Below are 13,586 nucleotides of genomic sequence, written 5' to 3'. Positions count from 1 at the left end.
TGTGTTAGAAGGGGTTGGACCAGCGGGGATGAAGGAGGTCGCCATGCATGGTGACCCTAGGGATGAGGTACAGGTTTTGTAGGGTCGGCATTCATGCCGACCTGCTACTCAGACGTTAAAACGTTTCCCAATTACCTTCCGCCACCGGCGCGCTCACCGCTTTGCGCGGGACGCTGACGGCCTGACGCACCTTTGGCTGCGCCTGAGTGGCGCGCGGAATGCGGAATACGGCGACAGACTGGCTCAAACGGCTCGCCTGCTCTTCCAGTGACGCGGCGGCAGAGGCTGACTCTTCTACCAGCGAGGCGTTCTGCTGCGTGACGCGATCCATCTCGGTCACCGCTTGCCCTACCTGATCGATACCGCGGCTCTGTTCATCGGATGCCGAAGCAATCTCGCCCATAATATCGGTAACGCGCGTAACGGCGCCGACGATATCATTCATGGTTTCTCCGGCGGTGCCGACCAGCTGCGAGCCGTTATTGACGCGATTTACCGAGTCTTCAATCAAGCCTTTGATCTCTTTCGCCGCTTGTGCACTGCGCTGCGCCAGGTTACGCACTTCACCTGCCACCACGGCAAAACCACGGCCCTGCTCACCGGCACGCGCGGCTTCAACCGCCGCATTCAGCGCCAGGATATTGGTCTGGAAGGCAATGCCATCAATCACACTAATAATGTCAGCGATCTTCTTCGAACTGCCGGCAATATCCTGCATGGTACGCACCACACCATCAACCACCTCGCCGCCTTTGCGCGCGGTGTCGGAAGCGCTGAGAGCCAGCTGTGAGGCCTGACGCGCATTTTCCGCATTCTGTTTCACCGTAGCGGTCAGCTGCTCCATGCTGGCAGCGGTTTGCTCCAGTGAAGCGGCTTGTTCTTCAGTCCGCGCCGAAAGATCGTTATTACCGGCGGCGATTTCGCTGGCTCCGGTGAAAATCGCATCGGAACCATCGCGCACATTGCCTACGGTGCTGACCAGCGACTGCTGCATTTCATGCAGGCTACCGGCCAACTGGCTCATTTCATTACGCCCTTCCACCACAATGTTTTGGGTGAGGTCGCCTGCGGCGATATGGCGAATATGTGCCAGCAACTGATGCAGCGGCTGAATCAGCACGCTGCGTAAGCCGAACCAACAGCCAACAATGACGACAATCACCACCAGCGCCACAGACGCCAGCAGCCACATCATGGTGTGGAAGGCACGCTGATTTTGCGCCACGCCTTCCGCTGCCAGCGCACTTTGAGCCGTGCGCCACTCTTCGTAGGTGGCTTTCATCGCCACTTGTTTGGCTTCAATGTTCTGCGCAAACATCCCTTGCAGATCGTTGGCTTTCAGGCGTTCCAGCATCGCTTTGAGTCCGTCGTTAAACGCGGCATAGTTCGCTTCTAATTTATCGCGCAACGCATCCGGCAAGCCCGGTGTGGCGGGGGAATCGTAGTAACGTTGATAGTGGCCTGCGGCAACATCGAGCTGCTTTTCAGTCTGGGCAATTAACGCGCCCAACTGACCGCCATTGGCCTGCGCCGCCATGGTGCCCTGCATACGCAGCATGGCGCGGTTGAGCACCGTGCGGGTTTGGTTCAGTTCAATCCAGGCATCGGACATCGCGCCAACATTGTTGGTTGAGATCTGCGCCACCGCAAACGCCTCTTTATCTTTTTGTAAGGCAGACCAGAACAAGCCTCCCGACAGTAATTGTAAAGCGCCAAAAACCAGTAATACGGCAAGTAAACTGGTCACTACATTGATTCGTTTTAACATGGGATCTCCAGGGATTCGTTTCAGCTTCCCCCGTTATCGACCAATATTCTGAATTTTTCAGGGTGCTTAAGCGACTTTACAAATTAAAACTCTGCGTTTAAGTATGATTGCAGTGTTTTATAACTAAAAAAATTAACAGTAAAAAAAATGCGCCTTTATCGACGGAGCGATAAAGCCGCATTTCAGGGTTGTTCTGGTCGCCATGAATGGCGACCCTACGGGTCAATCGTGTAGGGCGGCATTGATGCCGACCGGACTTTCAGCGAATTAAAACGTTTCCCAGTTACTGTCACCCGCCGCCGCGGTCACCGCTTTACGTGGCGTGCCCAGCGCGGGCGGGGCGATCTGCGGATGGCGCACACCGGCTCTCGCCTGCGGTTGCGCTTGTGCCGCGCGCGGTACGCGGAATACCGCGACGGACTGGCTTAAACGGCTGGCCTGCTCTTCGAGCGATGCCGCCGCCGCGGCAGACTCTTCCACCAGCGAGGCGTTCTGCTGCGTCACGCGATCCATCTCCGTCACCGCCTGACCGACCTGATCGATACCCCGGCTCTGCTCATCCGACGCCGAGGCAATTTCGCCCATGATGTCGGTCACACGCGTTACCGCATTCACGATATCGCTCATGGTTTCACCGGCGGTGCCAACCAAGGCTGAACCGCTGTTCACCCGGTTGACAGAGTCTTCAATCAACCCTTTGATCTCTTTTGCCGCCTGCGCACTGCGCTGGGCCAGATTACGCACTTCACCGGCTACCACCGCAAATCCACGTCCCTGCTCACCGGCGCGCGCGGCTTCTACGGCCGCGTTCAATGCCAGAATATTGGTCTGGAAGGCGATGCCATCAATCACACTGGTGATATCGGCAATTTTCTTCGAACTGCCTGCAATGTCGCTCATGGTTCGCACCACGCCTTGAACCACGTCACCGCCCTTCTGCGCGGTTTCGGAGGCACTCAGCGCCAGCTGTGACGCCTGACGCGCGTTTTCCGCGTTCTGCTTCACGGTGGCGGTCAGCTGTTCCATGCTGGCTGCGGTCTGCTCCAGTGAAGCCGCCTGTTCTTCGGTGCGTGCCGAGAGATCGTTGTTGCCGGCAGAGATTTCGCTCGCCCCGGTAAAGATGGCGTCCGAACCGTCACGCACATCACTCACCGTACGCACCAGCGACTGCTGCATCTCATGCAGGCTTTCCGCCAGCTGGCTCATTTCGTTGCGTCCTTCAACCGCGATGCTTTGCGTCAAATCACCCTGCGCAATGTGCTGAATATGCTGAATGTTATCGTTAAGCGGCTTAATCAGGATGTTGCGCATGCCGAACCAGCACAACATAATCACCGCCACGACCAGAGCCATCACCGTGCCTAACATCCACATCATGCTGACATAGGCGCTGCTGTTCGCTTCAACTCCTGCTGCCGTTAAGCGATTCTGGTCAGCGCGCCAATTGCGATACTCCTTGAGGAACGCACTTTGACTCGGCGCGACCGGCACTTTGCCCGCCTGCGCCAGATCTTTCGCTAGCAGCGCATCCTGCATCTCACCCAGCGCGCTGGCATAAGCCGAATAGGTTTCATCCAGACGTTTGTTGAGCGCGACATCCTGTCCCGGCGTATCCGGTGTGGCTTTAAACAGCGTGTAGTTATCTGCGGCATCTTTCTGGAAGGCTTTGCTGTCGTCGTACAAACCGGCGATATCCGCTTCGGTACCGGTCAGTTTACTGGTTGCCATGCGCAGTTGAATGCGGGTTAACACCACACGGCTCTGATTGAGGCTCATGTAGGCATCATTGATAGCGGCAATGTTTTTGCTCGCCAGTTGTGAAACGTTAAAACTGTTTTTGTCATCGCTCAGCGCTTTGAAAAACAGTGAGCCGGATGCCAGCTGTAAAAAGCCAAACACCAACAACACCAGCAATAAACTGGTGACAACGCGGATTCTCGTAAACATAGTTTGCCCTGGAAAAAGAAGAAAAATAATGCAGAACAGTTATCGACCAGCGGCGGAGAATATTGAGGAAAACAGCAGGTTTTTTTCGCGGATTTGTTATTGATTTTTAACGAGTTAATTCACGTACGTGATGATAACGGGCCGCCGCAGCGACCCGGTGTTTTTATTACGCGGTACGCAGGTTATCCACCAGCGCCATCTCTTCGCTGCTCAGCAGCTTTTCGATGTCGACCAGAATCAGCATACGCTCACCCAGCGCGCCCAGACCGGTCAGGTACTCGGTGGACATGGTGACGGCGAATTCCGGTGAAGGGCGAATCTGCTCTTGCGTCAATGACAGTACGTCAGAAACGCCATCAACCACGATACCCACCACGCGCTGCTCAAGATTCAGCACGATCACCACGGTGTTCTCGTTGTACACCACATCCGGCTGCGAGAATTTCACGCGCAGGTCGATGATCGGCACGATCACGCCGCGCAGGTTAGTTACACCTTTGATGAACTCCGGCGTGTTGGCGATACGGGTTACCTGATCGTAGCCACGAATCTCCTGCACTTTCAGAATGTCGATGCCGTACTCTTCGTCACCCAGTGTGAAAACTAAGAATTCCTGGCCCACGGTTTCGCCAGCGATTTTGGTCACGGTTGCCATGTCAGTCATTTTTTTACCCTTTCGTTATCTATTACGCTGCGGCACCGGCCACACGCTTTTCACGGTTCAACGATTGCAGTGCTGAGACATCCACAATCAGCGCCACGCTACCATCGCCCAGAATGGTGGCGGCAGAAATGCCCGGCACTTTGCGATAGTTGCTTTCAAGGTTTTTCACTACGACCTGATGCTGACCAATCAACTGATCAACCAGCAGCGCATAGCGACGGCCTGCGCTTTGCAGAATCACCACGATGCCTTGTGTGGCGTCGGTTTTGGCGTTCTGCACCTCAAACACATTCCACAGTTCCACCAGCGGCAGATATTCGCCACGCACTTCCAACACGCGCTCGCCACCGGCCAGCGGTTTCAGCTCTTCCGCGGTCGGCTGCAGCGATTCCATCACCGCGTTGAGCGGCAGAATGAACACTTCGTTGGCCACGCGCACGGACATGCCGTCAAGGATTGCCAACGTCAGCGGCAGCAGGATGCGAATGGTGGTGCCTTTGCCCTGCTTCGAGGAGATTTCGACGTGACCGCCCATCTCCTGGATATTCCGTTTCACCACGTCCATGCCGACGCCGCGGCCAGACACATCGGTCACTTGCTCCGCGGTGGAGAAGCCCGGCGCGAAGATCAGCATACCGACTTCTTCATCGCTCATGCTTTCGCTGACCGGCAGGCCAGACGACAGCGCTTTGGCCAGAATACGTTCGCGGTTCAGACCGGCACCGTCATCGATCACTTCGATGCAGATGTTGCCACCCTGATGTTCCGCAGACAGCGTCAGGTTACCCACCGCTGTTTTGCTGGAAGCCAGACGTTTTTCCGGGGTTTCGATACCGTGATCGAGGCTGTTACGCACCAGGTGCGTCAACGGATCGATGATGCGCTCAATCAGGCTCTTATCCAGTTCGGTCGAGCTGCCAAGCAGCGTCAGTTCCACTTCTTTGCCCAGCTTGCTGGCCAAATCGCGAACTAAACGCGGGAAGCGACTGAAGACATACTCCATTGGCATCATACGAATCGACATCACCGATTCCTGCAGATCGCGGGCGTTACGCTCCAGCTGGCCCATGCTGTTCAGCAGGTCGCCATGTGCCACCGGATCTAACGCGCCGGAACGCTGCGCCAGCATCGATTGGGTGATCACCAGTTCGCCGACCAGGTTGATCAGCTGGTCAACTTTCTCTACTGCAACGCGAATGCTGCTGGATTCGCTGCCTTTGGCCGGTGCGGCTGCACGCTTAGGTTCGCGCTTCACCGCGGGGGTGATATCGGTTACGGTCGCGGTTTGCACCGGTTCAGCGGCCACTTTAGCCACTGGGGCGTCGGCCACTGCTGCCGCGCCTGCCGGGAAGTGGATCTGTGCTTCATCGAGCACAAAGCACAGTACCGCGACAATGTCATCTTTGCCGACGCCATCAATGGTGACGTCCAGCGAGTTAGCGCCTTTCACCACATTGCTGACCGTACCAAGATTGCCGAGCTCTTCCAGCATCAGCTCCGGCTCTTTCTCTTTGAGGTCAATCAGCTGCAGACGCAGGCCTGCAGCTGCAGCCGGAGCCGCGATGTCAACGACTTCGGCGACCTTTGGCGCTTCAGGCGCAATGCCTTTCGCTTCCAGTGCCAGCTGACGCAGCGCTTCGCAGATGTATTTAAAGCTTTCTACGTTCGGCTCCTGCGCCGTTTTATAGGCATCGAGCTGTTCTTGCATAATATCTTTGGTTTCCAAAAACAGGTTGATGATATCGGTGCTGAGCTGCATCTCGCCGCGGCGCGCACCATCCAGAATGTTTTCCAGGATGTGGGTGGTTTCCTGTAAAACCGTAAAGCCAAACGTACCGGCTCCGCCCTTGATGGAGTGGGCGGCGCGGAAGATGGCATTCAACTGCTCGGAATCGGGCTCCTGGGGATCGAGTCCCAACAGGTGTTGCTCCATATCCGCTAACAGCTCATCGGCTTCATCAAAAAACGTCTGGTAAAAATCGCTGATGTCCATGCTCACGGGATCACCTCGGCTGTGAGGGTTGGTCTGGTGTCACCACGCTCGCCGCGGGCGTTGCCGCTGCCGCAGGTGCCGTTGCAGCAGCCGGCGCAGCCGGTGTCGCAGTGGAACCTGTTGGGGCAGTCGGCACAGCCGGTACGGCGGGTGCGGTAATGTCGGGGATAATTTGCGCCGGGTCGCTGACCTGAACGGCATCGCTCTCGGCATTCTCTTTTTCAATTGCCGCTTCGGTGTCGTGATTCAACACCAGCAGGCTAATGCGGCGATTGACTGCATCATTAGCACCACGGTTTTTCAGCTTCATGGTGTCGGCCATACCGACCACACGCAGCATTTTGCTGCCGTCCAGCCCACCGATCATCAGCTCGCGGCGTGAGGCGTTGGCACGATCTGCCGACAGCTCCCAGTTGCTGTAGCCGCGATCGCCATTGCCATACTGGATATCGTCGGTGTGGCCTGACAGGCTAATTTTGTTTGGAATATCATTCAGTACCGGTGCAATGGTGCGCAGGATGTCGCGCATATACGGCTCGACGTCGGCGCTGCCGGTTCTAAACATCGGGCGGTTCTGGCTATCAATAATCTGAATGCGCAGCCCCTCTTCCACCATGTTAATAATCAGATGCGGGCGCATTGCCTTAAGACGCGGATCGGCTTCAATCAGCTGATCGAGCTTTTCACGCAGGCGATTCAGGCGAATCTCTTCCAGCTTTTTCTTCTGCGCATCCATATCGACAATTTTCTTTACTTCACCCTTTTGCTGCGTCGGATCGTCGCCGCCACCGGGGATTGGACTTTCACTGTCGCTACTACGTTGACCGCCGGTTAATGCCACTTTCAGCGGCGTTTTAAAGTATTCCGCAATTTGGACCAACTCTTTGGGGCTGGAGATGGAGAGCAACCACATCACCATAAAGAACGCCATCATCGCCGTCATAAAGTCGGCATAGGCAATCTTCCACGAACCGTGGCTGCCATGGTGACCTTTATGTTTGCGCTTTTTAACCAGCACAATAGGGCGATTGCCTGCTTTCATGAATTCTCATCCGAAGTTTGTTTCGCCGGGTTCTTGGCGTTACGCACGTGCTCTTCCAGTTCAGAGAACGATGGACGCTCGGCGGAATAGAGCGTTTTACGACCAAACTCGACCGCAATTTGCGGCGCATAACCGTTGAGGCTTGAGAGCAACGTCACTTTCACGCACTGCATCATCTTGGTGGTTTCGGCACATTTCTGACGCAGCACGGAGGCCAGCGGCGAGATAAAACCGTATGCCAACAAGATGCCGAGGAAGGTACCGACCATCGCATGGGCGACTAACGCACCGAGTTCTGCAGCCGGACGATCTGCTGAGGCCAGCGCATGTACCACGCCCATTACGGCGGCGACGATACCGAAAGCCGGTAAGCCATCACCCACTGCTGATATACTTTGCGCTGGTACTTCGCACTCGTGCTCGTAGGTCTCAATCTCTTCATCCATCAGCGCTTCGATTTCAAACGCATTCATATTTCCACTGACCATTAAACGCAAATAATCGGTAATAAAATCGACTAACTGTTTATCGGACAAAATACGCGGATAGTTAGCGAAAATTTCACTCTGGCTGGGATCTTCAATATCGCGCTCTAATGAAAGCATGCCTTGCTGACGTGATTTCGCCATCAGGCGATAGAGCAGCGCCATTAAATCCATGTATACCGCTTTGTTATATTTCGAGCCGCGCATTAACAATGGCAGCGCTTTTAATGTTTTCTTAATCGATTTGCCATTATTACCGACTAAAAAAGCACCAATACCGGCACCGCCGATAATGATCAGCTCCGCCGGTTGATATAGCGCGCCTAAATGTCCGCCGACCATCGCGTAGCCGCCCAACACGGAGCCGACGACCACGATATAACCCAGAATTATCAGCACAAAAAATCCTTACGTCCGTAACGTGTTGATGGAAGTTAAGCCAGAGAGCCGCAGGTGTTATTCGTTTATCGCAGGCAAAAAAAAAGCAGCGGTATTAACCGCTGCTGGATATTTTCCACGATGCGAACAAACTTAAACGGCGCGTTTAACCTGTTCATCCAGCAGTTGTGGAAAGGTATCGGCAGAATCTGCAGAAAGTTTACGTCTTTTTACGGCACGTGATGGCGGCTGGCAAAGGCTGCAGACAAAGCTGCCCACTGGCTGATGTGCGTGGTTAATAAAGCTTCCACCGCAGCACTTACAGTCAGAAAGTTCCAGCATGCCACTTTCAACGAATCGCACCAGGGTCCATGCACGCGTTAGCGCCAACAGCGGGCCCTCGTCCGATTGCGGACACTGCTCAAGATACAAACGGTAAGCTTTAATCACCGCTTCAACACCACTGTTCAACCCGGTTTTCAGCAGGAACTGCCAGGCGTTGCAGAACATAGAGGAGTGAATGTTTTGTTCCCAGGTCATGAACCAATCCGTAGAGAATGGCAGCATGCCTTTCGGGGGTGGAGCACCACGCAACTCTTTATAGAGTTTAATCAGGCGACCGCGGCTTAGCTGAGTTTCACTCTCCAGCATTTGCAGTCGTGCGCCCAACGTAATCAACTCCATTGCCAGCTGAATATCGCGCGCTTCCTGAACAATACTTTTTTCAGTCATTAAACTGCCCTCTTCTTCGCAGAGACGTCATCTTTAGACGCACTTCGCAATAAGCGGCTGGATAATAAAATACCGGTATGGATTTGCTGCAAGTCATCAACGCGTGACTCTTGAGTCAAACGATTAATGTGGTTGTGGTCGGTAAAGCGGAACTGGCAAACCAATTGGTTGGTCTCCGCTAATTTAACCATCTCAGGTAAGGTTAATTGTGACAATGCATCTGCCATCGACTCATCGATGCCTAAACGAAACATTGCTGAAGCTTTTTCCTGGTTAATTAAACGCTGAGCAAGAAGCAAATATGACAAGTTGATGTCATATATATGTTTTAGTAATTCTGATGTACCCATTTTTTTCCATCCTGATAGACGCGACACATATACGGCCACAGAATTAAATTGTTCTATGGTTCGGGCTGCTGGTTGGTAAATCTAAAGATGGCAAAAAATAATCAGGCTTGAGCCAACGCATCCTTCACTTTCTGTTTGGATACTGATCAGTAGTAATCAAAACTCCAGGCCATTCTTTGCTTGAGTTGTAACCATCTTCCGTGACGTCTGCTTACAGTTTTTAAGACTATTCCGAAAACAACGCAAATCTATATCGTCTGATTTCGACATACAACGTGAGTGGCGCGAAATTTTAGATAAAGTGTGATCTGCGTCACACTTTTAAGGCAAATTTTTTCCTAAACCTTCAGCGCTGCTTTTCTGTTGTGCGTTTTTTGCACGAATCCTGATTATTTCCCTGATATTTTGCTAATCGGAGGCCGATTTTAGGCTCTGTGGCAGATTGTCGTTACCACACGATCAGTTATCTGTTTTGTTGCGATTACAGTGCTATAACACGCTACATAAAATACTATCTGCAGCATAATACTCCGAATCAAAGCAAAATTATTCGCTTCTAAATTAATCACTTACAGGGAATATTGCCCGCCAGTACTAAAGCGAGGCGCTAGCGAAGCGTGAAGTCTGGGCGCAGAGCGCCTGGGAACTGTCAGTGGATCGTAGGGAGTGTTTAGCGCATGGCAAGGGATGTAACAGGGCGTTACATTAGAGAAATGAATGAATAGGCGTTTTTTCGGTTTGCTACGCGAGAACTATCGGCGTACCAGCGCGGAACTTTAGGGTGAGAGCAAAAAAAAGCTTTTTTTTCTATTATCGGGCGTTTTTTAACCAAAAGGTGCGCTTTTTACTGATGAATCAGCGCATTCACGCTTAATAAAATGAAATCGATTTCGTGAAGTTAAAGTGGCGCGTGGAAACGCTGTGCAGCGCAGCGGAAGTTCAAAAGACGCGCGATGAATCGCGCCGCTACAGAGCGTGCGAATAATGGGCGAAATGCTCAATGTTTGCATTTAGCGTAGCGGCGCAATTTATTGCGCGGTGAAGGATAAGGGCGCGCATTTACGCGCCCTTTTTTAGCGGGCTTACGCTAATTTAGGAAAGGTAGCGACCTTATTTTCCGTACCGTGATCGTCACTGCGCACCGGCAAGGTATTTAAATCTTTCAGAATGCTTTCACGCCAGTGCGAAATATCCTGTTTGCGCAACACCGCCATCATGTCGTTATAACGCGAAATACGTTCGGTACGCGGCATGGTCAACGCGCGATCCAGCGCCGCGGCCACTTCATCACGATCGTAAGGGTTGACGATCAGCGCCGAGGTCAGCTCATTTGCCGCACCGGCAAAGCGCGACAGCACCAGTACACCTGGATTATCCGGATCCTGCGCCGCCACATACTCTTTCGCCACCAAATTCATGCCATCACGCAATGGCGTAATCAAACCGACGTTGGTCAGACGGAAGATCTTCATTAATAAACGGCGGTCAAAGTGTTGGTTGAGATAGTAAAGCGGTGTCCAACCCAGCGTGCCGTATTTGCCGTTAATGCGCCCCGCTTCCGTTTCCAACTGATGACGGATGTCCTGATAGGCCTGAACATCGCCACGTGAAGTAGGCGCAATTTGCGAATAGCGGATTTTGCCACGATGCTGGGGGAAGTTCTCCAGCAAGGCTTCGAAGGCCAGGAAACGCTCCGGTAATCCTTTGGAATAATCGAGACGCTCGCAGGCAATGATGTTCTGCAAATCCCCGAGATCGCGTTTCATTGCCGCCATTTTCGGTGGCAACGGTCCTTCTGCCATCTCTTTAATGGTATCCGGCTCAATACCAATCGGATAGACCTCGGTCATAAAGGTATTGCCGAAAGCTCGGTGCTTTTTCTCACCTTTATTCTGCAACTGCGTTAGCTGGCTCAGGCTATCAAGGAACGCCACGCGGTCAGAGTCTGTCTGGAAGCCCAGCAGATCGTAATCGCACAGCATTTCCAGCAGTTCCTGATGCGGTGGCAACGCATTGAAGATCTCTGGCGTCGGGAACGGGATGTGTAAAAAGAATCCGATGCGGTTATTAATGCCCAGTTTGCGCAGCTCGGCAGCAAACGGCAGCAGGTGGTAATCGTGGATCCATAACACATCGTCTGGCTTCAGTAAGGGCTTCAGACGCTGCGCCAGCAACGTGTTCACCCGACAGTAACCTTCCCATGCTTCGCGCTGATACTGCACCAGATCGAGGCGATAGTGGAAAGCGGGCCAAATGACGGTATTCGAAAACTGCAGATAATACTGATCGTAATCGTTTTGATTCAGCGGCAGTGACGCGTAGGTAATTCCGTCTTTTTCGAGCTGAGAGAGCTCTTCATCCTCATCTTCTCCTGAGAATTCGCTGATCTCTCCGTTCCAGCCAAACCATAATCCTCCGGTATCTCGTAGAGCATCCAAAATACCGACAGCAAGCCCGCCTGCGCTGGCCTTGCTACCATCGGGAATCGCGATACGGTTAGATACGACGACTAAACGACTCATAACCTAAACTCCTTACCAACATTGTCATGTTCTAGTTGTAATAATAGTTGTTCAAGCCAGTGCCATACGGCCTCAACGCTGTTGAGGCGATAGCGTGCATGGCTGGCCCCTTCACCGACTTTGACAGAAATTCCCTGCATGGCGTTCACCACCAGAAATCCCTTTTCATCTGTCAGGTCGTCTCCCACAAATACCGGAATGCGTCCGGCAAAAGGCGCTTCCTGCATAAACTCACGCACGGCTGCACCTTTATCAATGCCCTGTGGCTTGAGTTCCACCACGCATTTGCCCGGCTGGAGCGCCAGTTCAGGAAAACGGGCGACGGCGTCTTCCGCCAGCTGCATGATGGCGTTTTCATACTGCGGCGCATTACGGTAGTGCAACGCAAACGCCATGCCCTTCACTTCTAAAAGCGTATCAGGCCACTGATCCAGCGTGTGCTGCAGTTCGGTTTGCAGCGTTTGCGCAATATCCCCCGGCAAGCTGTGGCGATGAACGGCGCCCGCCGCATCGCGGCGTTCTGCGCCATGTACACCAGCGGCTGGGGCTTTGAGTGGCGCCACTAAGACATCGAGTTGCGCAATCGGACGTCCGGAAACCAGCGCTAACGCGCCGTTGCTGAGTTGGGAAATTTGTTGCAGGAGCTGGCGTACCGAGGCGGGAATAGAGACCGACTCGGGCTGCGACTGAATCGCTGCCAACGTGCCGTCGACATCAAAAAAGAAGGCATAAAGTCCGCCACTTAACGACGGCAAGGTGCTGTTCTGATTAACCGCGGGGGTCACGACTTTTCTCCTGTCTTGTGGAATGTACCATTACAGGATGTTCGGAGGCTGGCGGGGCGATCGAGGCGGTAACAACCGCAGAATTGTATGCAAGGAGGTTTTGCAGATAACACGGCATTTCGATAGATAACTCTCCACAAACAAACATCATTTGAACTCACTCGCCAAGCTTACTGCGAACATCGTCAGCTTTAAGTGTAGACACAGATCACGATATTGCCAGATATGCGCGGCTTCGCTATAGGATAAGTGGCCGTTTTAAGCTTTATGCCGCAAAAGAATCACCTTATCGTTTTTTCATACGCTTCGCTTATTTTGACCACCAGCGCTGCCATGGTCCGCCTCATTTCCCAGATTAAGCCGACTTGCATCCTTCGCGAGGATTATCATATGGTTCGTTTACCGTGCGGCCACAGCGCGGAAAGAGAGCCCTGGGCAACATTTATCACGGCTTTTAGATGAATTCAGGCAGGAATCCGGACGATGGAAAACCGATCGACATCACATTTTTCACCTGTCATGGCGGGTGAAAGCGCATGATCCCACAAAGCTACAGCCAACGCGTTCACTTCTATTACTGCATTCTGGTCGCCCTCAAAATCAACGCCAAAACGAAGAAATCTGGCGGCGTACGCGGCAAGAATAACTTTCTGCTGAAATGGCTGCGTAATGCGCAGAACAACACCATTTTTCCGTCGGATATCACCAGCGAGATTGAGTGGTTGCGCGCCAAGATCATCAGCTCCGGACCTGATACCGATCTGGAACCGATGCTGCAATATGTTTACGACACGGCAAAACGTGCAGAGACGATGCGTTTAGGGTCGTGATTTCTCCTGTTTATTCCGCTAAGCAGAAACCGCGGTTTTATTGAGGCAACGCAATATCTGCATCTTCATTACCACGTAAATCTGGATACG

Annotated in this window: 11 protein-coding genes; 1 reads left to right on the top strand and 10 read right to left on the bottom strand. The window is 53.0% G+C overall.

Translation table 11 applies throughout. The annotated features are described in order from the left end of the window. Window positions 1-115 precede the first annotated feature (115 nt). The 10 genes from ACRQ84_RS04045 to otsB form a co-directional block, all read right to left on the bottom strand. Complete coding sequence (locus ACRQ84_RS04045; RefSeq protein WP_483817235.1) at window positions 116-1,768, bottom strand: methyl-accepting chemotaxis protein; 1,653 nt, start codon at window positions 1,766-1,768, stop codon at window positions 116-118. Between the two features lie 267 nt (window positions 1,769-2,035). Then, window positions 2,036-3,715, bottom strand: coding sequence for a methyl-accepting chemotaxis protein (locus ACRQ84_RS04040; protein ID WP_483817234.1), 1,680 nt, complete (start codon window positions 3,713-3,715; stop codon window positions 2,036-2,038). Between the two features lie 166 nt (window positions 3,716-3,881). Continuing rightward, a complete protein-coding gene (gene cheW / locus ACRQ84_RS04035; RefSeq protein WP_064740990.1) occupies window positions 3,882-4,379 on the bottom strand; it encodes a chemotaxis protein CheW in 498 nt (165 codons plus the stop codon). Between the two features lie 22 nt (window positions 4,380-4,401). Continuing rightward, the gene (gene cheA, locus ACRQ84_RS04030) at window positions 4,402-6,372 is read right to left on the bottom strand and encodes a chemotaxis protein CheA (protein ID WP_483817233.1); all 1,971 of its coding nucleotides are present in this window, start codon (window positions 6,370-6,372) and stop codon (window positions 4,402-4,404) included. 10 nt (window positions 6,373-6,382) lie between these two features. Then, window positions 6,383-7,414, bottom strand: a complete 1,032-nt coding sequence (gene motB / locus ACRQ84_RS04025) for a flagellar motor protein MotB (protein WP_064740988.1) — start codon at window positions 7,412-7,414, stop codon at window positions 6,383-6,385. Beyond that, entirely contained in the window at window positions 7,411-8,298 is an 888-nt protein-coding gene (motA, locus tag ACRQ84_RS04020) for a flagellar motor stator protein MotA (RefSeq protein WP_007891047.1), read from the bottom strand. Before motA ends, motB begins: the two co-directional genes overlap by 4 nt. Before the next feature lie 132 nt (window positions 8,299-8,430). Further along, the gene (flhC, locus tag ACRQ84_RS04015; RefSeq protein WP_008102852.1) at window positions 8,431-9,009 is read right to left on the bottom strand and encodes a flagellar transcriptional regulator FlhC; all 579 of its coding nucleotides are present in this window, start codon (window positions 9,007-9,009) and stop codon (window positions 8,431-8,433) included. Continuing rightward, window positions 9,009-9,359: a flagellar transcriptional regulator FlhD gene (gene flhD, locus ACRQ84_RS04010; RefSeq protein ID WP_064740987.1), complete on the bottom strand. Its 351-nt coding sequence runs from the start codon at window positions 9,357-9,359 to the stop codon at window positions 9,009-9,011. The genes flhC and flhD overlap by 1 nt, the downstream gene beginning before the upstream one ends. Window positions 9,360-10,441: 1,082 nt before the next feature. Beyond that, window positions 10,442-11,881, bottom strand: coding sequence for an alpha,alpha-trehalose-phosphate synthase (otsA, locus tag ACRQ84_RS04005; protein ID WP_064740986.1), 1,440 nt, complete (start codon window positions 11,879-11,881; stop codon window positions 10,442-10,444). Then, window positions 11,878-12,666 carry a trehalose-phosphatase gene (gene otsB / locus ACRQ84_RS04000; RefSeq protein WP_483817232.1) on the bottom strand — a complete coding sequence of 263 codons (789 nt, stop codon included), beginning with the start codon at window positions 12,664-12,666 and terminating at the stop codon, window positions 11,878-11,880. Before otsB ends, otsA begins: the two co-directional genes overlap by 4 nt. Window positions 12,667-13,202: 536 nt before the next feature. Between otsB and ACRQ84_RS03995 the strand changes: the two genes are divergently transcribed. Beyond that, window positions 13,203-13,496, top strand: coding sequence for a hypothetical protein (locus ACRQ84_RS03995; protein WP_483817231.1), 294 nt, complete (start codon window positions 13,203-13,205; stop codon window positions 13,494-13,496). Window positions 13,497-13,586: the final 90 nt, after the last annotated feature.

The sequence above is a fragment of the Pantoea sp. E2023-21 genome, from assembly GCF_051302795.1.
Classification (GTDB): Bacteria; Pseudomonadota; Gammaproteobacteria; order Enterobacterales; family Enterobacteriaceae; genus Pantoea; species Pantoea ludwigii_A.
Note: the sequence above shows the minus strand (reverse complement) of the source record. Positions and strands in the feature narration are given on the sequence as shown.

What these genes read in the sequence shown, in the direction of transcription:
- ACRQ84_RS04040 (WP_483817234.1), bottom strand. Translation starts at nt 3,715, where the DNA reads ATGTTTACGAGAATCCGCGTTGTCACCAGTTTATTGCTGGTGTTGTTG.
- otsA (WP_064740986.1), bottom strand. Translation starts at nt 11,881, where the DNA reads ATGAGTCGTTTAGTCGTCGTATCTAACCGTATCGCGATTCCCGATGGT.
- ACRQ84_RS04045 (WP_483817235.1), bottom strand. Translation starts at nt 1,768, where the DNA reads ATGTTAAAACGAATCAATGTAGTGACCAGTTTACTTGCCGTATTACTG.
- ACRQ84_RS03995 (WP_483817231.1), top strand. Translation starts at nt 13,203, where the DNA reads ATGATCCCACAAAGCTACAGCCAACGCGTTCACTTCTATTACTGCATT.
- motB (WP_064740988.1), bottom strand. Translation starts at nt 7,414, where the DNA reads ATGAAAGCAGGCAATCGCCCTATTGTGCTGGTTAAAAAGCGCAAACAT.
- flhC (WP_008102852.1), bottom strand. Translation starts at nt 9,009, where the DNA reads ATGACTGAAAAAAGTATTGTTCAGGAAGCGCGCGATATTCAGCTGGCA.
- cheW (WP_064740990.1), bottom strand. Translation starts at nt 4,379, where the DNA reads ATGACTGACATGGCAACCGTGACCAAAATCGCTGGCGAAACCGTGGGC.
- flhD (WP_064740987.1), bottom strand. Translation starts at nt 9,359, where the DNA reads ATGGGTACATCAGAATTACTAAAACATATATATGACATCAACTTGTCA.
- cheA (WP_483817233.1), bottom strand. Translation starts at nt 6,372, where the DNA reads ATGGACATCAGCGATTTTTACCAGACGTTTTTTGATGAAGCCGATGAG.